Origin of the sequence: Ruminococcus flavefaciens ND2009, from assembly GCF_000621785.1 — a bacterium.
Lineage (GTDB): Bacteria > Bacillota > Clostridia > Oscillospirales > Ruminococcaceae > Ruminococcus > Ruminococcus flavefaciens_C.
On record NZ_KK211346.1, the window covers coordinates 180,366 to 199,798 of the forward strand.

A 19,433-nucleotide genomic window follows, 5' to 3' on the forward strand; every position below is an offset into this window, starting at 1 on the left:
TTTGTATTTGTGCTATAATTATTTAGAAATTCTGAATTGTGACAGAAAGGATAATGTAATTATGAATATGAACTTCAAGTGCAAGCTCCCCATACCTGCTGAGGTAAAGAGTGAATACCCCGTTTCCGAGGAGCTTGGAAAGGTGATTGCAGAGAGAAATGAAAAGATCGCTGAGATCATCAGGGGAGACAATGACAGGCTCATGCTCATCATAGGCCCCTGTTCCGCAGATAATGAGGACAGCGTTATAGATTATATCTGCCGTCTCAGAGAGGTCCAGGAGAAGGTGAATGACAAGATCCTCATCGTTCCCCGTATCTACACGAACAAGCCCCGCACAACAGGAAAGGGCTACAAGGGAATGCTCCATCAGCCCGATCCCAGCCAGAAGCCTGATATGTATAAGGGCATAGTGGCTATCAGAAAAATGCACCTGAGAGCAATACAGGAGACAGGCTTTACCTGCGCAGATGAGATGCTCTATCCCGAGAATCACCGTTACGTCAATGACCTTTTGGGCTATGTTGCTGTAGGTGCCCGTTCCGTTGAGAACCAGCAGCACAGACTTACTGCCAGCGGACTCAATGTTCCCGTAGGTATGAAGAACCCTGTAAGCGGAAGCCTTCATGTGCTTATGAATTCCATCGAAGCTGCACAGTCGGGACATACCTTCCTCTACAGAGGCTGGGAGGTAGTTACCTCGGGCAATCCTCTTGCTCATGCTATCCTCAGAGGATATGAGAACCACCACAGCCAGAGTATGCCGAATTATCACTATGAGAACCTTCAGCTCCTCGACCAGTTCTATGAGGCAAAGGGCTTCAGCAATCCTGCCTGCATAATAGATACCAATCACTGTAATTCGGGCAAGCGTCCCTTTGAACAGCCCCGTATAGTCAAGGAGGTCCTCAGCAGCCGCAGATACGATGATAGGATCCGCAAGCTGGTCAAGGGCTTCATGATAGAGAGCTACATAGAGGACGGAAACCAGAAGGTGGACGAGCACGTTTACGGAAAGTCTATTACCGATCCCTGTCTGGGCTGGGTAAAGACCGAGCAGATGATAATGGATATTGCTGACAGATTATAATTTTTAAGCAATTATAGGCTAAAAAGAGCATTGCTGTACAGGCAGTGCTCTTTTTGTTTATCAATGTGATACTGCTCGGTTAAAGCCGATATTCTTAGTGTTTTACATAACAACTCATATTAAATGTATATTGTAACATATCATTGTTCATTTGTCGGGAAATTTTCGGTCATAAATAGCGAAAATGCTGAATATTTCGTTGTTTTCTATTGACGAAAACCGGAATACGTGCTATAATTACATGGTTTGTGCTTATAGATGCACGGACTGTTTTTGAGCATAATTTATAATCATTTATTCTTTGGGAGGTTACTGTTACATGGATCTGGTCACGCGCACTGATACTGTAGCGGGTTTCAATGGTAAAAACATTGGTGATCCTGCGAAAAAACGAAAAAGAGGGGAGGAGATCGGATGAGTAATGCATCAGAAAAGACAAATCCCAAAAAGATTTTTGTTGCAAACGGCGTTTTACACGGACACTTCACAGGAAGCGTTGAGGTAGTAAGAGAACTGACTGAATTAGGCTATGACGTTACCTGCTGTGTTACAGATGAGTTTGCAGACAGATTGAACGATATACCCGTTAAAAAAATAGTTTATTCATCAGATGTCAGTGAAGTCGCAAAAAAACTCCCACCGTATGCTCCGCCATTCGCTATCAACTCATTCCTGGTCGGAAAAGCCACCTACATGGTCATGGAGACCCTGTTAAAGGACGAAACAGACTATGATTACTATGTTTTCGACGCTTTCTTCGATATTGAGGAAATGAATAAGGTACTTAAGAGAGATCCTTCAAAATTCGTGATACTTCATACCTCTTTCATCATGACCGATGAAAACCAGTTCGATAATGCAAGACTGATAGGTCTGCTGTGGACAAGCCAGTATTACAACATCAATCTTCACGATTTCGTGGGTCTGATATTCACACCAAACGACTTTACAAAACTGGTGCTCACCTCGGAATACTTCCACCTCAGATCTGAAGATACCGATGATAAGACCTACTTCATGGGACCCCATATCGAACAGCGAGTAACGGACGAAAACTTTGACTTCAAGAAGGACGAAAACAAAAAGCTGCTGTTCATATCACTGGGAACTATATTCGGAAAGGATATTGAGTTCTATCATCACTGTATCGAAGCATTCAGGGATTCGGAAGAGTATCAGGTGGTGATGTCCGTCGGCAAGTTCGTTGATATTGAGCAGAACTTCAAGGATATCCCCGATAACTTCAGCATTTACAACTACGTTCCTCAGACACAGCTTTTACCGGATGTTGACGTTTTTATTACTCATGCAGGCTTCAATTCAACGTCGGAAGGTCTTGCAAGCGGCGCTGCACTTGTTTTGGTGCCCCAGGCAGTTGACCAGTTTGATGTTGCAAGAGTGATACGCAAGAGAAACGCAGGTCTGGCACTGAACAAAAATGAAATTAATATAACCCCTGACGTAATAAAGGACGCAGTCAACGAAGCATATAACAGAAGAGACGAATTCAGAACAGGCACAGAAAAGATCCTGGAATCATTTAAGGAAGCAAGAAAAAACAGAACAGATATATACAAAAAAGTGTTTGCCTGAACGACCCCATACAGAACCTGAGTTAAATTATCAAGTATAGAAAAAGCATTTATTATTCCGGCATAAGACCATTTAAAGAAATTCATACACAAAAAACACCTATCCTACAATTAAACAGCGAAAATAATCGGTAATATCCTTTCGGGATACATACTGTTGACTAATGGTTCAATACCATATATATATAAGCATCACACTACAATAAAAAATCAAACGGCGGGACCGTGCAGCTGATCGGAATTACAGCTGTACGGTTTTTATTTATATACACAGCTTTCCCGGCGGAAATCGTACTTTTATTCACAGAGGGATAGAAAAAGTTCAGAAAAATAATAATACTCCTCTTAAATTAAATAGAAAAATTAAAAATTAGTATTGACAAACATAATTCAAAATGATATTATATATAACGGCGGCTTTATGAGAGAAATGGACCGCTATTTTTCAGTACTATATGTTAGATAAAGCTAATAAAGGAGCATTCTTATGTTCATTGAAATCAAGAAACTTAATAAGAGCTACGGTGAGGGCGATAACAAGATAAAAGTCATCAACAATGTGTCTCTTGATATAGAGAAGGGGACTATCTGCATGATAATCGGTGCATCGGGCTCAGGAAAATCTACTTTCCTTAACCTGATCGGTGCAATGGATGTTGCCGACAGCGGCAGTATAGTTATTGACGGTAAGGATATTACAAAGCTCAAAGCAGCTAAGCTTACGGATTACCGCAGGGAGTATCTGGGGTATATCTTCCAGTTCTATAACCTTATCCCTGACCTGACAGTGCTGGAAAACATCGAGACTACGCAGTATCTTGGCAAGGATAATATGGATATAGACGAGCTTATCAGGCTTCTCGGTCTTGAGGAGCATAAAAACAAGTTTCCCTCCCAGCTTTCGGGCGGTCAGCAGCAGCGCTGCGCTATTGGACGTGCTCTTGTAAAGAAGCCTTCCATTCTTCTATGCGATGAGCCCACAGGTGCGCTGGATTCCAAGACCTCCCAGGACATTCTGGAGCTTCTTGAGGAGGTGAATGAGAAATTCGGCACCACTATTATAATGGTAACTCATAATAATGATATAACATGTATGGCAGATCATATCGTGGTTTTCAGTGACGGAAAGATCGTCCGCAGCAGCAAAAACAAGAATAAACGCTCTATCAAAGGAATGAGAAACAGTGCTTTATAAAAGATATAAACGTGATATAAGACATAATTTCGGTATGTATCTTGCCATATTTATTATACTTGCCATCGGTCTCGGAACAGTTTTCGGGGGCAATGCAGGCGATGACAGCATGATACAGACAGTTGAGCAGTTTTTCGATGATGCTTCTCTCTGCGACGGCAGTGCCGCGGTGCTCTATCCGTTAAGCGAGGATTATATAGAGAAAAGCAGTGACAGGTTCCTCGTTGAAGAAGCCTTTTATACCGATATGGAAGCCTCTGTGGGTACTCTCAGGGTATTCGGAAGCAGAAAGACCATCAACACCCCATATGTCGAAAACGGAAGGCTTCCCGAAGGAGATAATGAGATATTCCTCGAAAAGCATTATGCGGAGCTGAACGGATATACCTGCGGCAGCAGTATAATAGCAGGCGAAAAGAAATATACGGTCAGCGGTACAGGCTGTCTTCCCGATTATGTGTATGTGCTGAAGCGTATAAACGATATGTCTTCACATACAGCCTCGTTCAGTACGGCTATAGTAAGTGAAGACGCATTCAGTGAGATAAAGGAAGAATTTCCCGAAAAGATAATAGCAAATTATTTTTTCATTCTGAAAAACAATGAGACCTCCGAAAGCGTAAAGGAATTCTTTTCAAGTGCAGAAAACAATATCTGCACTGAATTTATCAACTCCGATACCAATCCCCGAATAACTACCTATAAGGAGGACTGCTACATCGTCAAGCGTGCCACATTTATCTTTGCGGTAATACTGATGATAGTCATTTCCTATGTGATGTGCGTGTTCCTTCAGAACAGGATAGAGCGGGAGCGTAAATACATCGGTACTCTGAGTGCCCTGGGTTACAGAAAAAGAGAGCTGATCTTCCACTATCTCGGACTTCCGCTGATAATATCCGAGGCAGGCGGTATCGGCTCACTTATAGCAGGCTATTTCATCTTCTCGAAAATGCTTACAAAGGACAGCACGGACCTGTATTCAATGCCTGATTTCAAGGTGTCTATGCCCTTGTATATCATACTCTTTGCGATTATAGTTCCGCCGCTGATAATGCTTGTCATAGGCACATTCATGCTCACAAGAAAGATAGCTTCAACACCTAATGAGATAATAAAGCCGAAGCACAGGGCTCTCGGCACAAAACTAAAGCTCAGCGGTCTGTCTTATATCACACGCTACCGCACAAGGCAGTTTTTCAAGGAGCTCACGGGAAATGTGGTAATGATATTCGGTGTGTTCATATCAACAGTGCTGCTTATCCTCGGCTATTCCATATACAGCTCCATAAAAAAGTATCAGTCCGACATCGACGGTACTGTGAAGTATAAATATATGTACTACGTAACGGGCAATGATCAGGTCCCTGAGGGAGCTGAAAAGGCAGAGATACATAACCTTAAATACAAGGGGAGTATTTCCGACCTTGATATAACCCTTTTCGGTATCAGTGAGAACAGCCGTTTTTTCACCGCCGATACTGCGGAACGGGGAGCTGATAATGATGTTTATACCGTTTCCGTTTCCGATTCATTTGCAGAGAAATGCGGGATACATGAAAATGATGTGTTTACTGTCACCGACACATCGGGAATAGATGAGTATACTCTGAAAGCTGGGGAGATAGTGCCCTATTCGGTGGGACTCAGTGTATTCATAAATATAAATGACGCCGCTCTTATGATAAACGGTGAGCGGGACCATTACAATACCCTGCTGACAGAAAATGAGATAGACAAGGATTCTGTCAATATCCTTGCTGCCTATACCTCTGAGGAGTATACGGAGGCTGCCGACAGTATGCTTGAGTCGCTGATGCTCATAATAATAGCACTGCTCGGCTCGGCAGCTATCATATTCGTCACGGTGCTGTTCCTGATGCTTAAATTTATGACCGATAAGGCGAAGAACAATATCTCTCTCCTGAAAATACTGGGTTATCACGCAAATGAAGTTAATAAAATATACCTGGGCGGCGAGACATACATCATCATTATCGCCATACTGCTCTCACTTCCGCTGGGAACTCTTGTCATAAAAGCACTTTTCCCGTATCTGACTGCGGGCTACAGTGTCAGACTTGATCCCGGTATAACCCTTTCGGGTTATGCGATACTGGCAGTATTCATGTTTGCCGCTTATGCAGTGTTATATATTTACCTTCGCTTCAGACTGGCTGGAATATCCTTCACAGAGATACTGAAGGAACGCGAATAAGGAGAGAAAAATGGATAAACAGAAAAAGGTAAAACTTGTTTGTCTGCCCTATGCAGGTGGCTCGGCTATGATGTACAAGGCGTGGATCGACCGTTTTGCGGATACGGCAGAAATAGTTCAGCTGGAATTGCCCGGAAGGGGGCTTCGATTCCGTGATCCTCCTGCGGAGTCAATGGAGGCTCTCACAGACGATCTCCGCGACAAGCTGAAAAAAGCCGTGGGCGATGATGATTATATACTTCTCGGCTTCTGCTTCGGAGCTATCGTTGCCTATGCGCTTTATCAGAAGCTGACCGCCGAAAAATCTGTACACAGTCCCTCGGGAATGATAATAATCTCATCTCTCCCGCCGGGACTTCATTCAGATGCGGAGAAGCTTTTTGAAATGTCGAATTTTACAGTGGTAAAGGCTCTTCTCGGTATCTTTTCCTTCAATCCGTTCAAGGCAAGCAAAAAAGAGATGGGTATCATAAAGACAATGCTTGAGATAGTCAATCCCGATGTGGCGGAGGAGCTCAGAAAAATGAACCTTTTCCAGCTTATACTGGCGTTCATGTTCCCCTGGTATAAAAAGAGCAGAGACTGTCAGAACGTGCTGCGCATAATGCGTCAGGACGGAAGGCTCATGTACGGATATAACGGCGAGGAAAACAGTGTGCCGGTTGCGGTGCCTGTGCTTGCGGTTCACGGTGCAAAGGATAACGTGGTCACTAAGGACGCAGTTCTGAAATGGAAGGACTTTTGCAGCGGCAGCTTCGATTTTGAAGAAGTAAGCGGCGGACATCTTATGCTTTTTGATGATGACGAGCATTTCTGGGATATACTCATGGGTGCTGTGAATTCAATGAAGCAATAAATAACGAAAGGAACTGATAAAAATGCTTTTTGCAACAAAGACATGGACGAAAGAGACTATACGTAATGAGGCTGAGAAGATAATCAGATCTATTATGAAGTCCTATGAAAAAGAGGAGATAGGCGACGATACCGAAGCCTTTTTTGAGCAGCTGGACTCTCTCAGGATAATCGAGCTTGTAGTCCTCACCGAGAAGAAGTTCAGGATACAGTTTTCACAGGAGCAGCTTGAATCCCTGAGCGGTCAGAATATGGAGGCTTTTATTTCCGCCATAGAGAGCTCTCTGTTATAAGGGGTGAGAAGGTTGTTTGAAAAAAGACTGCTCCTGCCCCATCAGTATTACTATCCTCACATGACCTTTTTCGGGGATCGTTCCACACAGGAAAAGGAAGAGGACTTTCTCAGTGCCATGAATGGTATTGAGCAAAACAGAAAAGCAACTATATACATACACGTTCCGTTCTGTAACTCAAAGTGTGCATTCTGCGGCTTCGACAAGGAATATGATCTTGATGAGATGGAGGCTTATGTTGACAAGCTGTGCAGTGAGATAGACTATTATTCGGCGATATTAAGAGAAAAATATCTCATACAGAGCGTACACTTCGGCGGCGGTACCCCTGCACTGCTCCCCGCTGAGCTTCTTCAGCGGATACTTGACAGGATAAAGAGTTCCTTCAACATTGACGAAAACACTGCAATAGATATGGAGGGCTCCGCAACTACGCTCTATCGTGATGACATTATCCGTTTTATAACCGATAATAAGCTGACAAGAGTGAGCTTCGGCGTTCAGAGCTTCGATGAGGGGGTACGCAGAGAACTTACAATGAAAGCTACTCTCGATGAGCTGTTGTACACTATAAAAATACTCCATGAAAACAATATCATCATGTACGGTGATATTCTTTACGGCTATCCCGAGTTTTTCCCCGGAAAAATGCTCGATATACTAAAAAGTGATATAAAGACCGCCATTGAGCTGGAGCTTGACGGTGTTGAGCTTGGACAGATGTATCCCTATAAAAATGCACTGGAGCGTATCGTCAGGGAGAGAGGTCTTGCACTGCCTGCTGACAGCGAGATCATAACGATGATAAAATATGCTACGGAAAGTCTCCTTTCGGCGGGTTACTCTCAGAGCACCTATTCAGGCTTTACAAAGCAGGGAAAGATAATTCTTGAGACCTCTTATTACGGCGGCATAGAAAAAATGCCGGATTGTATAGCTTTCGGTTCCGGAGCCTTCGGAAATATTGCAGGCTATAAATACCGCAATGCTTCCTACAGCGTCTATATGTCACAGCCTACTCCCTGCTATGGACAGCTCAAGGCACTTTCTTCTGAGCAGATCGGGAATATGCAGATAGTCGGTTTCCCGAAGGTGCTTGTGCTCGATAAGTCACTGCTTGAAGCTTCCTCCGTAAAAGCAAGGTTTGCGGACAAGTTTGCCCGTCTCATAGAGGAAGGATATGTGAGCGAAACAGATAAGCTTTACAGACTTACTGAAAAAGGCAGCTACTATATAGATAATATCTACTGGTACCTCCTCGAAGAAGAGGAAAAGGAGATCATCAGCAAGGAATTGACAATATTTATATCAGAAAGGCAGTAATATCAAATGAAAATTTTCATAGGCACAAGAGAAGTTCCCGGATCAGAGACCGAAAAGCATATAAAGGAGCTGAGCAGGCGGATTTCGGAATTAGGGATCCGTGAGGGAGATCCTGTGATCTGCAAAGCTGATTCACAGTACGGTATCATCATCGAATGGCTCAGCTGTCAGGAAACAGGAGCTGTTCCGCTGTTTATCGCACCTGATTTTCCCGAGGACACCTGTAGATTTACAGAGCTCTCAGATGTAAGGCTCTGTGTCTACATAAAGAACAACATGAAGATCAGTATCAGTGAGGTGAACGGAAAGGGACCTCACCTGGCTCTTACAAAGGGCTCCGTCATTCATATGACCTCGGCAACCAGCGGAAAACCCAAATTCATACTGAGAACAAGGGAAATGCTGGATCTTGAGCTTGAGAGATATATCAGACGCCTTCAGCTTACGGAGCAGGACGTCATAATGTCGATAGCTCCGTTTTTCCACGCATACGCATTTTTGTGCCCTATGCTTTGCAGTATTTATACCGGAGCGACACTTGTTCAGCCGGCTCTCATGCTGCCGAGGAATATAGTTCAGCTTGCAGAAGAAATGAAGGTCACCTGTATGTACGGAGTACCATATTTCCTTGATCGCATGGCGGACGTAGATGAGCAGTTTGGCTTTTCCGACAAGATAAGGTATATAGTTTCTTCGGGTGAGAAGCTGACAAAGGAAACGGCAGATAAGTTCGCAGCAAGATTCGGAATACCGCTGAGACAGCAGTTCGGCTGTACCGAAATAGGAACAGTTACTTTTTCGGAGGCAGATGAGCCATATGAGAGCCAGGGGGCTCCTATAGACGGAGTTGAGATCGTCATTGATGATGACGGCAGACTGAATATCAATACTCACGGCACTATGGGCTTCTACATAAATGAAAATGTTGCACCGATAGCAGGAAACGACGGCTTCTTCTATTCCAACGATATGGGTCATTTTGACGAAAAGGGAAGACTTTTCATAGACGGAAGAGCAGATGATGTCATAATCCGTGCAGGCGAAAAGATCAATCTCAGGGAGATAGGCGCCATTATCGAGCGTATGCCCGATGTCAGAGGAGCTTCACTGAAGGTGGGCAATGATGTTCTCAAGGAGATAATCTGCTACTATAAGGCTGATAAAGATATTCCTGCCGATGAATTCAAAAGGTACTGCCGCAGCTATCTGTCAGATTACCAGATACCCAATTACTACATAAGGACCGAAGAGGAAGTGGGACAGAAGGAAAACTGGAAGCACAGCAAAAAGTAGCTTTTATTTTTTGAATATCAGTTAGACTATAATAACAAAAAGGATATGATAAATCATGGAAAAATCAAAAACAAGATCAATTGCCGGCTTAGCCTGCGCGGTGCTGATAGTTGTTTTCAGCATTTTATTCACTCCCTCCGGTATTGATACGGGACTGTGGCGCTGTATAATGCTTATATGTGCATTTATGGTTGGACTTGTGACCAACGCATTACCCATGGCTCTGCTCTCGCTTATAGGTATTGGCGTAATGCCTTTGCTTGGCATAACCGAGTCCTTTGCGACCTCATTCGGCGGCTTTTCAAGCCAGGCGGTATATTTCGTAATGATGTCATTCGGTCTTGCCGCTGTTCTGACCGATACAACTATCTGCAAGCGCATACTGAAGCGTACCTTCGGTAAACTTGGCAAAAATATCGAGGGACTTATTCTCGCCATAATGATATGCGCCGCACTTACCTCTGCGTTTATCTCTGATGTGCCTACCTGTGTAATGTATATGTCATTCGGAGAGCTGCTTCTGAATGTTTACAGCGATGAAAAAGACCGCGCAGCAACAGGCAGAAGCGTTATGATCGGTGTTTCTGTGGCAAGTATGATAGGAGGTATCTCCACACCCGTGGGAAGTACGGTAAACATACTGGCTTCGAGCATACTTGAAAAGGAAACAGGTATGCACATAGGCTTTGTTCAGTGGATGATAGTCTGCGTACCTGTTGTAGCCATAATGATCCCCCTGAGCTGGAAGCTTATAGTTAAGCTGTTCAAGCCTGTACCCATCAGCGATAAGGACAGAAATGAGTTCATCTCATCATTCTCATCAAAGAGCAAGCTTGATATGAAGGAAAAGAAAGCGATAGTCATATTCCTGATAATGCTGGTATTATGGTTCGCTTCTTCCTGGGTAACCGATATAAACACCATGCACGTAATGTTTTTAGGCGTTTGTGTAATGGCACTTCCGTTTATCGGCGTTATCTCAATGGATAAGATCATGAAGAGCATAAAATTCGATATACTTCTTCTTATCGGAGCTATAATCACCATGTGCAATGCACTTATGGCTCACGGTCTCAGTGATTTTATAACCTCACATCTCAATATTGAGAATATGAATCCTGTGCTTTTCATAGCGATCGCAGTGATATGTATATATCTGCTGATACTTATCGTTCCCATAGCACCTTCGCTGACAAATGTTGTTACACCTATAATAATCATTCTTGCAGGCAGCGTAGGTATCTCACCTGCACTGATGATACCTGTTTGCAGTATAGCTATCGGCTGCGGTTATCTGCTTCCTATGGACTCGGTGTTCCTGATAACATACAGCAAAAAGTATTACAGCATAAAGGACTATGTGAAGATCTCGTCAGTGATAATGGCGGCGGCATTTGTACTCTGCCCCACACTGGCATACGGATTGCTGAAGCTTCTGAATATATGACATCAGGTCTGTGATAAGAAAGGGAAATGCGCTGCATTTCCCTCTTTTCATATATAGTGCAGAAAGAGAGCACATAACTGAAAAAATATTAAACATATACAGGTTCGGAATTTGTCGAATAATGATAGAAAATATTGACAAATGTATGCTGATAATATATAATATTAATATATTTGATAAACTGCCAATGGAGGTGACAGAATGTTTGCAGCTCATATTTCAGGGGATAAAGAACGTCAGCAGTCCGTTCGGGAGCATTGCAGGAATACCGCTGAGATATGCGGTAACCACTGTTCATTGTTCGGCTGTGAAAATATCGGAATAATAGCAGGCTTGCTCCATGATGCAGGCAAGCTTTGTACTGATTTTGACAGCTATATAAGAGGTGTGTCCGAATTCAGGCGCGGTGAGATAGACCACAGTTATGCAGGCGCAAGGTATATCTCAGAAAAGGCAGATAAGTCCAATGCTGCTGTTGTTCGGCTCATCGCAAGGGTTATAATATCACATCACGGTATTCACGACTGGGTGGACGATAATTGCAGGGACTATTTCAGGGCACGTATCTCAAATGACAGAAATTACGATCAGATTAAGGCGAATATTCCGTTGATAGTAAGTGAGAATGAGCTGGATGAGCTGCTGAAAAAAGCTGATGATGAGTATAAAGCTGTATGTCTCACTATAAAAGAGATCTCAAAAAACAGAACTGAGATCGCATTTTATCTCGGGATGCTTGAACGTCTTGTTGAGTCTGCTCTTATAGATGCTGACAGGACTGATACAGCCTCTTTTATGGATAATACCGACCATTGCGAGCATTCTCCGGGAATCGGTGCATGGCTTTCCATGAAAGATGCAATGGAGCGGAAGCTGAAGGGCTTTGCCGATAAAACAGATGTAATATCCCTTCAGAGAAAAAGCATATCTGACAGATGTGCTGCGTTTTCGGTAAACGATGTAAGGATATGCAGACTCATAGTTCCTACAGGCGGCGGAAAAACGCTTTCATCTCTGCGGTTTGCCATTGAATACTGTATCAGGCACGATATGGAAAAGATAGTATACACAGCGCCGTTCATGTCCATACTTGAGCAGAACAGTGCCGAGATAAGAAGTATCGCAGGTGAAGATAATTTTATAGAGCATCATTCAAATGTACTTGCGGAAAAAGCAGATGATAGCGAGGAACTGTCCGATTATGAGCTGCATACCGAGCGATGGGACAAGCCTGTGATCGCTACGACCATGGTCCAGCTGCTTAATACTCTGTTTTCAGCGAAAACCTCATCTGTACGCCGTTTTCACAGGCTTTCCCGTTCTGTTATCATTATTGATGAAGTTCAGTCGGTACCGCTGAAATGTGTGAATATGTTTGACCTTGCAGTAAATTTTCTGGCTTATATCTGCGGTGCGGCAGTTGTACTGTGTACAGCGACCCAGCCTGTGACCGATGATGTGAAGCATCCGATGCTCATTGATAAAAATGAGAGCATGACCGGAGATCACAGCGAGGATTTCAGGGTGTTCAGGCGAACCGAGATAGTACCTGTGATAGATGCCTACGGTTATTCTTTTGACGAAGCTGCAGATTTTTGTATCGATAAATTTGATTCATCGGGCAATCTTCTTCTTATCGTTAATACAAAATCATCTGCATTGAAAATGTATGGACTTATTAGGACTAAATGCAGTAAGGATACGGAAGTCGTGCATCTCAGCACGAATATGTGCCCTCAGCACCGCCGGGAGAGGATCAATCATATACGTTCATTGCTGGATAACGGAAAACCTGTGATATGTGTAACCACACAGCTTATAGAAGCAGGAGTCGATATATCCTTTAAGTGTGTTGTACGTTCACTTGCGGGACTTGACAGTGCTGTCCAGGCTGCGGGACGCTGTAACAGACACGGAGAAAACAGTGAAATATGCCATGTTTATCTCATAAAGCTTAAAGAAGAAAAACTCGGAAATCTTAGAGAGCTTTCAACAGCAAGGAAGGTAACTCAGCAGATCATCGGTAATACGAAATATGCGGATATTTCGTCCCCTGATGCGGTATCGGACTATTTCCGCAAGCTCTATATTACCGAAAAGGATATGCTTTCATATTCCGTTCCCGATAATGAGACGCTCCTGAATTACCTGTCTCTGAACAAAAACAGATATGAAATGCTGCCCGATCCCAAAACGTGCAGTTCCTTTGAATCACAGGCTTTCAAAACAGCAGGAAGTCTTTTCAGGGTCATTGATGAGAATACAAAGGACGTTATAGTGCCTTATAATGAAGAGGCTGAGAATATCATCAGAAAGCTTGAGGATCCCTATGAAGATATTTCGCTCCTTCTGCGAAAGGCGCAGAAATACACGGTCAGTGTTTACAGCGGGAATGAGCGGAAGCTCTATGAAGCTCATGCCCTGCGGGATCTTTCCTGCGGAGCTGTTGTGCTTGAAAAATCAAATTATAGCTATGAAATAGGAGTTAATACCGAGGGAGCAGAAAAGGAATTACTTATATTCTGAAAGGAGGAGGAAAATGTCGGATAAGATCTACAGAAACACAGTGGAATTTGCTGTCCGCGGACGTTATGCACTGTTCTCGGACATCCTCACAAGGGCAGGAGGTGAGAAGTCAAGCTACCCGATCCCGACCTATGAGGCGCTTAAAGGTATCCTTCACAGCATATACTGGAAGCCTACAATAGTCTGGTATATAGACAGTGTAAGGATAATGAATCCTATATGCACAGCCAGAAAGGGGATACGTCCGATCAAATACGGCGGAGGTAACGACCTGGCATATTACACTTATCTTGAAGATGTGTACTATCAGGTCAGAGCGCATTTTGAATGGAATCTTAATCGTCCCGAGCTTGAAAAAGACCGTAACGAGCATAAGCATCATAATATTGCAAGGAGAATGATCGAGCGCGGCGGACGACGTGATATTTTTCTCGGCACAAGAGAGTGTCAGAGCTATGTCGAACCCTGTGTTTTCGGCGAAAGTACAGGTGCTTATGATAATTGCGGGATCATACCATATGGTCTCATGTATCATGGTATAACATATGCGGATGAGGCTGTAAATGATGAGGACAAGGGCATGATGACAGTTCGTCTGTGGAGACCTGAAATGAATAACGGGGTGATCGATTTCATTCGTCCTGAGGAGTGTACCGTAAAGCGGCATATCCGCAAAATGCCCGTCAAGCCTTTTGGCAGGGAGCTTGAAAACTTTGTCGGACTTGATGAATTTGCCGGAGGTGATCAATATGAGCTGGACTGACGAATTGTACAAGATCTACGAGTACAACAGTGACCGTGAATTTGATGAAAATGAGCCGGTTATGCTTCCTGTGGCACATTCGACGGCAAATGCACAGATAGAGCTTTCAATTTCTATAGACGGTGATTTCATGGGTGCCGAGGCAGTGGATAAGTCAGACGCTGTTACCGTGATACCTGCTACAGAGAACTCAGCAACTCGAAGCAGCGGAATATCCCCCATGCCGTTTGCTGATAAGCTTGTTTATATCGCAGGTGATTACAGCAGCTATGCAGACGGAAAAAAGACTGATAATTCGGCATACTTCACCGCTTATATGGAACAGCTCAGACAATGGCTTGCAAGTGAATACAGTCATCCCTTCGTAAAGGCGCTGTATTCATATCTTGATAAGAAATGTCTTGTCTCGGACCTCATAAAAGCCGGTGTTCTGAAATTAGATGAAGCAACAGGAAAGCTCGGGACGAAAGAGAAAATATCAGGTATTTCTCAGGAGGACAGCTTTGTACGCATTGTGATCTTTACCGATGATAAGCTTGTCCAGACATGGAAAGACCGATCGCTTCAGGAAAGCTTTATCAGCTTCAACAGCGGTCTTATGGGAGAAAAACAGCTTTGCTACGCTACAGGCGAATATATGCCGTCTACTTATAAACATCCTTCAAAAATAAGGAACAGCGGTGATAAAGCAAAGATTATTTCTTCAAATGATGAGAGCGGATTTACCTACAGAGGACGATTTGAGAATAAGGAACAGGCGGTTTCGGTAGGCTATGAGTATTCTCAGAAAATACATAATGCACTGCGCTGGCTAAGAGAAAAGCAGGGAATGAACCTTGATTCTATGACCGTAATAGTCTGGGCAAGTGCCATGCAGGAGATAGTAAAATGTACCGACAGCTTCTATGATACATTTTTTGGATCGTCTGATGAAAGCGATGATAATATCCCCTCCACCAAGCCGATGTATACTGATATGCTCAGGAAAATGATATTCAGCACAAGGGATAAGCTCAGACCCGATACCAGGGTAATGATAATGGGTCTTGATGCTGCCACTCCGGGACGTATCAATATTTCGATGTATTCTGAGCTGGAAAGCTCGCGGTATCTGGAGAATATTGAGAAATGGCATTCTGAGACTGCATGGCTGAGATTTAACAGTAAAGCCAAAAAAAGAATGATCGATTCATTCAGCGTTTATGATATTATTCGATATGCTTTCGGAACGGAGCAGGGGGCATTTGTGGACTGTGATAAAAAGCTTATGCGTGATAATGTCCTCAGATTGCTTGGCTGTATAACCAACGGTGCAAAACTGCCTCAGGATATTGTTGATGGGCTGTATCAGAAAGCGTCAGCACCGCTTGCATATGATAAAATGAGTAATCACCGCAGTGTTCTTGAAACAGCCTGCGGTATGATAAGAAAGTACAACAACGATCATGAAAAAGGAGATGTTTCAATGTCTTACGATCCCAATATCACCGACAGAAGCTATCTTTTCGGCTGCCTGCTGGCTGTTGCTGACAAGGCTGAAAGCGATACCTATGAAAAGGACGAAAAGCGCGTGACAAATGCAAGACGCTTCTGGAGCGCATTTTCGTCAAGACCTTATCAGACCTGGCAGATAATAGAGGAAAGGCTTGAACCATATCTCGAAAAAGAGAAATGGATAATGACAAAATATACAAAGCATATAAACGCAATAATGGAGAAGTTTTCACCTGCGGATTTTGCTGATAACAGCAGGCTTTCACCGATGTACCTGATAGGCTTCCACCATTATAACGCATTGCTGTGGAATAAAAACGATGAGAATACTGAGGAGGAAAAATAAATGGGAGTTTTACAGAATAAAATAGATTTTACATTGCTTATTACCGCCAAAAATGCAAATCCTAACGGTGACCCGCTCAACGGAAACCGTCCCCGTGAGAATTACGACGGTCTCGGAGAGATCTCCGATGTCTGCATAAAGAGGAAGATACGCAACCGTTTGCAGGATATGGGCGAGAAGATCTTTGTCCAGTCCGATGACAGATGCGATGACGGATTTGACAGCCTCCGCGCAAGGGCAGAAGGCAATGAAGCTATAAAGGCTATAAGCAAGGGCAAGAATACTGACAGGGAGGAGTATGCCAAAACCGCCTGTGCGGAGTGGATAGACGTCCGCAGCTTCGGTCAGGTGTTCGCGTTCAAGGGTGACGCTGTCTCGGTAGGTGTAAGAGGTCCTGTTTCCATACAGCAGGCAGTCAGCGTTTCACCTGTGGATATTGTCAGTATGCAGATCACAAAGAGCGTAAACAGCGAAGGCGGTAAAGAAGGAAAAGCCTCTGATACTATGGGACTGAAGCATCGCGTTGAGTTCGGACTTTATGTTGTCAACGGAAGTATCAACTGCCAGCTGGCAGAAAAAACAGGCTTTACCGATGAAGATGCCGAAAAGATCAAGCAGGCTCTGCTGACGCTTTTTGAGAATGACACTTCTTCTGCCCGTCCTGACGGAAGTATGGAGGTATGCCGTCTTTACTGGTGGAAGCATGAGAGTAAAACACCGAGGTATTCTTCTGCAAAGGTCCACAGACAGGTCGAGGTGAAGCTTAAGAAAGGTGTGAGCCGCCCGAATTCTTTCAGCGACTATGATGTGAAGCTGAATGAGCTGGAAGGCCTTGACTGTGAGAAATATGAAGATCTGATATAATGTTCAGCGAGGATGAATATCTCATGCTTTCGGGAGTTCAGCATTTTGCATTCTGCCGAAGACAATGGGCTCTGATACATATTGAACAGCAGTGGGAGGAAAACAGCAGGACCGTTGACGGGAACATCATGCATGAAAGGGTACATGATGAGAGTATCCACGAAAAGCGGGGAGATCTTACCGTTACACGGGCAATGGCTGTTTCCTCAGCAAGGCTGGGAATTTCAGGCGAATGTGATGCTGTTGAACTGAAAAGAGCTGAGAAAGGGATAGAATTATACGGGCTTGAAGGGAAATACACAGTTACTCCCGTTGAATACAAAAGGGGAGCGCCAAAAGAAGACGACTGTGATGTGGTGCAGCTCACGGCTCAGGCGTTATGTCTTGAGGATATGCTTTGCTGCGATATACCCTTCGGGTACCTGTATTACGGCGAGATAAGGCGAAGGGTAAAGGTCGTGTTCGATGAGGAGCTGCGAAGGCGTACGGAAGATATGATCGCCGAAATGCACGATCTGTATAAAAAACAATACACTCCGAAGGTAAAACGAAGAAAAGCCTGTAACGCCTGTTCTTTGAAAAATATCTGCCTTCCTGTTATCTGCGGGAATAAAAAAGCCTCGGACTATGTGGATAAAATGCTGAGTTCGGAGGAAGAGCCATGAAAAAGCTTTTGAATACAGTTTATGTGAACACTCCTGACAGGTACCTTTCTCTTGACGGCGAAAACATAGTCATAAGTCAGGATGGTACAGAGATAGGCAGAGTTCCCCTTCATAATATCGAGCGTGTCATGACTTTTGGTCATGGGGGCGCAAGTCCTGCTCTGATGGGAAAGTGTGCAAGGAATGGCATAGATCTTGTTTTTATGAGCCGAAGCGGACATTTCATCGCCCGTGTTGAGGGAGAAGTCAGAGGCAATGTCCTGCTTCGCCGTCAGCAGTACAGGTTCGCCGATAATGAGGAAAGATCGCTTGATATAGCTAAAAATATCATTTCAGCCAAGCTTTTCAACAGCCGCTGGGTCATAGAAAGAATGATACGCGATCACGGTGCAAGGATAGATACGGAGCTTTTCGGTCAGAGATCAAGATTCCTTCAGAACTCTGTCAGTCAGGCAAGAAACTGCACTGATATGGAAAGCCTTCGCGGGATAGAGGGCGAGGCAGCTTCAGTTTATTTTTCGGTGTTCAATGATATGATACTCCAGCAAAAGGACGATTTCAGTTTTAAGGTGAGAAATAAGCGTCCTCCGCTGGATAATGTCAATGCTCTGCTTTCATTTGCTTATTCTCTGGCATCGGGTATGTGTGCAAGCGCACTTGAAAGTGCAGGACTTGACCCGTATGTCGGATTTATGCACACCGACCGTCCCGGCAGACGTTCCCTTGCACTTGATCTTGTTGAGGAGTTCCGCTCAGTACTGTGTGACAGGTTTGTGCTGACCCTTATCAATAAAAGACTTGTCAGCAGCGGCGATTTTATGAAGAGGGAAGACGGTGCTGTCCTGCTCACGGAAGAGGGGCGGAAAAGCTTTTTCAGTGCCTGGCAGAAACGTTTGAATGAAGAACTGAAACACCCGTTTATTGAAGAAAAGGTGGAATGGGGAATGCTCCCTTATGTACAGGCAATGCTGCTCGCGCGGTATATCAGAGGTGACCTTGACTGTTATCCGCCGTTTATGTGGAAGTGATATTATGCTTGTACTTGTGACATATGATGTAAACACACAGGACAGAGAAGGCAGAAAACGCCTGCGCAGAGTTGCAAAACAATGCACCAATTACGGTGTAAGAGTACAGAATTCGGTTTTTGAATGTGTAGTCGATGCAGCGCAGCTAAAACTGCTGAAAAAGGCTCTTGTTGATGAGATAGACGATAAAAAGGACAGTCTGAGGATCTATAACCTTGGAAATCGCACAAAGTCTAATGTCGAACACATCGGAGCCAGGGAAGCGTTGAATGTCGAGGGTGACCTTATATTTTAGTGCGAACCCTGAGTAAACATTAAAATCATAAGAGATCCGCACCTTTTTTTCGCCTGTGCGTGAGCTGAAAATGCTCTTTTTTCAGTTTGAGAGCGTTATTAATTCAAACTGTATTGTCAGAATTGTATATTTGGTCGGATATGTCT

16 protein-coding genes are annotated in these 19,433 nt (G+C 43.9%); all 16 read left to right on the forward strand.

Going from position 1 to position 19,433, the window contains the following annotated elements; all coding sequences use genetic code 11:
- Window positions 1-61 precede the first annotated feature (61 nt).
- The 16 genes from T488_RS0107655 to cas2 all read left to right on the forward strand — a co-directional run bounded on the left by T488_RS0107655 (window position 62) and on the right by cas2 (window position 19,287).
- Window positions 62-1,090: a 3-deoxy-7-phosphoheptulonate synthase gene (locus tag T488_RS0107655; RefSeq protein WP_028520254.1), complete on the forward strand. Its 1,029-nt coding sequence runs from the start codon at window positions 62-64 to the stop codon at window positions 1,088-1,090.
- A 414-nt stretch (window positions 1,091-1,504) separates the two neighbouring features.
- A complete protein-coding gene (locus T488_RS0107665) occupies window positions 1,505-2,683 on the forward strand; it encodes a nucleotide disphospho-sugar-binding domain-containing protein (RefSeq protein WP_028520255.1) in 1,179 nt (392 codons plus the stop codon).
- A gap of 486 nt (window positions 2,684-3,169) precedes the next feature.
- The gene (locus T488_RS0107670) at window positions 3,170-3,877 is read left to right on the forward strand and encodes an ABC transporter ATP-binding protein (RefSeq protein ID WP_028520256.1); all 708 of its coding nucleotides are present in this window, start codon (window positions 3,170-3,172) and stop codon (window positions 3,875-3,877) included.
- A complete protein-coding gene (locus tag T488_RS0107675; RefSeq protein WP_028520257.1) occupies window positions 3,867-6,095 on the forward strand; it encodes an ABC transporter permease in 2,229 nt (742 codons plus the stop codon). The genes T488_RS0107670 and T488_RS0107675 overlap by 11 nt, the downstream gene beginning before the upstream one ends.
- Before the next feature lie 10 nt (window positions 6,096-6,105).
- On the forward strand, window positions 6,106-6,951 hold the full coding sequence (locus T488_RS0107680) for a thioesterase II family protein (RefSeq protein WP_028520258.1): 846 nt from the start codon (window positions 6,106-6,108) through the stop codon (window positions 6,949-6,951).
- 22 nt (window positions 6,952-6,973) lie between these two features.
- Window positions 6,974-7,243, forward strand: coding sequence for a phosphopantetheine-binding protein (locus tag T488_RS0107685; protein WP_028520259.1), 270 nt, complete (start codon window positions 6,974-6,976; stop codon window positions 7,241-7,243).
- 12 nt (window positions 7,244-7,255) lie between these two features.
- Window positions 7,256-8,566, forward strand: a complete 1,311-nt coding sequence (locus T488_RS0107690; RefSeq protein WP_028520260.1) for a radical SAM protein — start codon at window positions 7,256-7,258, stop codon at window positions 8,564-8,566.
- Window positions 8,567-8,572: 6 nt separating this feature from the next.
- Window positions 8,573-9,859, forward strand: a complete 1,287-nt coding sequence (locus tag T488_RS0107695) for a class I adenylate-forming enzyme family protein (protein ID WP_028520261.1) — start codon at window positions 8,573-8,575, stop codon at window positions 9,857-9,859.
- A gap of 55 nt (window positions 9,860-9,914) precedes the next feature.
- The gene (locus T488_RS0107700; protein WP_028520262.1) at window positions 9,915-11,306 is read left to right on the forward strand and encodes an SLC13 family permease; all 1,392 of its coding nucleotides are present in this window, start codon (window positions 9,915-9,917) and stop codon (window positions 11,304-11,306) included.
- A gap of 201 nt (window positions 11,307-11,507) precedes the next feature.
- Window positions 11,508-13,832, forward strand: a complete 2,325-nt coding sequence (locus T488_RS0107705) for a CRISPR-associated helicase/endonuclease Cas3 (RefSeq protein ID WP_028520263.1) — start codon at window positions 11,508-11,510, stop codon at window positions 13,830-13,832.
- Window positions 13,833-13,845: 13 nt separating this feature from the next.
- The gene (gene cas5c, locus T488_RS0107710; RefSeq protein ID WP_028520264.1) at window positions 13,846-14,595 is read left to right on the forward strand and encodes a type I-C CRISPR-associated protein Cas5c; all 750 of its coding nucleotides are present in this window, start codon (window positions 13,846-13,848) and stop codon (window positions 14,593-14,595) included.
- Entirely contained in the window at window positions 14,582-16,435 is a 1,854-nt protein-coding gene (cas8c, locus tag T488_RS0107715) for a type I-C CRISPR-associated protein Cas8c/Csd1 (protein ID WP_028520265.1), read from the forward strand. Before cas5c ends, cas8c begins: the two co-directional genes overlap by 14 nt.
- On the forward strand, window positions 16,436-17,299 hold the full coding sequence (cas7c, locus tag T488_RS0107720) for a type I-C CRISPR-associated protein Cas7/Csd2 (RefSeq protein WP_028520266.1): 864 nt from the start codon (window positions 16,436-16,438) through the stop codon (window positions 17,297-17,299). It abuts the gene before it with no gap.
- On the forward strand, window positions 17,299-17,964 hold the full coding sequence (gene cas4, locus T488_RS0107725) for a CRISPR-associated protein Cas4 (protein ID WP_196243288.1): 666 nt from the start codon (window positions 17,299-17,301) through the stop codon (window positions 17,962-17,964). The genes cas7c and cas4 overlap by 1 nt, the downstream gene beginning before the upstream one ends.
- A complete protein-coding gene (gene cas1c / locus T488_RS0107730; RefSeq protein WP_028520268.1) occupies window positions 17,961-18,992 on the forward strand; it encodes a type I-C CRISPR-associated endonuclease Cas1c in 1,032 nt (343 codons plus the stop codon). Before cas4 ends, cas1c begins: the two co-directional genes overlap by 4 nt.
- Window positions 18,993-18,996: 4 nt before the next feature.
- Window positions 18,997-19,287, forward strand: coding sequence for a CRISPR-associated endonuclease Cas2 (gene cas2, locus T488_RS0107735; RefSeq protein ID WP_028520269.1), 291 nt, complete (start codon window positions 18,997-18,999; stop codon window positions 19,285-19,287).
- The last annotated feature ends 146 nt before the right edge of the window (window positions 19,288-19,433 follow it).

What these genes read in the sequence shown, in the direction of transcription:
- T488_RS0107670 (WP_028520256.1), top strand. Translation starts at nt 3,170, where the DNA reads ATGTTCATTGAAATCAAGAAACTTAATAAGAGCTACGGTGAGGGCGAT.
- cas2 (WP_028520269.1), top strand. Translation starts at nt 18,997, where the DNA reads ATGCTTGTACTTGTGACATATGATGTAAACACACAGGACAGAGAAGGC.
- cas8c (WP_028520265.1), top strand. Translation starts at nt 14,582, where the DNA reads ATGAGCTGGACTGACGAATTGTACAAGATCTACGAGTACAACAGTGAC.
- cas4 (WP_196243288.1), top strand. Translation starts at nt 17,299, where the DNA reads ATGTTCAGCGAGGATGAATATCTCATGCTTTCGGGAGTTCAGCATTTT.
- T488_RS0107665 (WP_028520255.1), top strand. Translation starts at nt 1,505, where the DNA reads ATGAGTAATGCATCAGAAAAGACAAATCCCAAAAAGATTTTTGTTGCA.
- T488_RS0107655 (WP_028520254.1), top strand. Translation starts at nt 62, where the DNA reads ATGAATATGAACTTCAAGTGCAAGCTCCCCATACCTGCTGAGGTAAAG.
- cas1c (WP_028520268.1), top strand. Translation starts at nt 17,961, where the DNA reads ATGAAAAAGCTTTTGAATACAGTTTATGTGAACACTCCTGACAGGTAC.
- T488_RS0107705 (WP_028520263.1), top strand. Translation starts at nt 11,508, where the DNA reads ATGTTTGCAGCTCATATTTCAGGGGATAAAGAACGTCAGCAGTCCGTT.
- cas7c (WP_028520266.1), top strand. Translation starts at nt 16,436, where the DNA reads ATGGGAGTTTTACAGAATAAAATAGATTTTACATTGCTTATTACCGCC.
- T488_RS0107680 (WP_028520258.1), top strand. Translation starts at nt 6,106, where the DNA reads ATGGATAAACAGAAAAAGGTAAAACTTGTTTGTCTGCCCTATGCAGGT.
- T488_RS0107685 (WP_028520259.1), top strand. Translation starts at nt 6,974, where the DNA reads ATGCTTTTTGCAACAAAGACATGGACGAAAGAGACTATACGTAATGAG.
- T488_RS0107700 (WP_028520262.1), top strand. Translation starts at nt 9,915, where the DNA reads ATGGAAAAATCAAAAACAAGATCAATTGCCGGCTTAGCCTGCGCGGTG.
- T488_RS0107695 (WP_028520261.1), top strand. Translation starts at nt 8,573, where the DNA reads ATGAAAATTTTCATAGGCACAAGAGAAGTTCCCGGATCAGAGACCGAA.
- cas5c (WP_028520264.1), top strand. Translation starts at nt 13,846, where the DNA reads ATGTCGGATAAGATCTACAGAAACACAGTGGAATTTGCTGTCCGCGGA.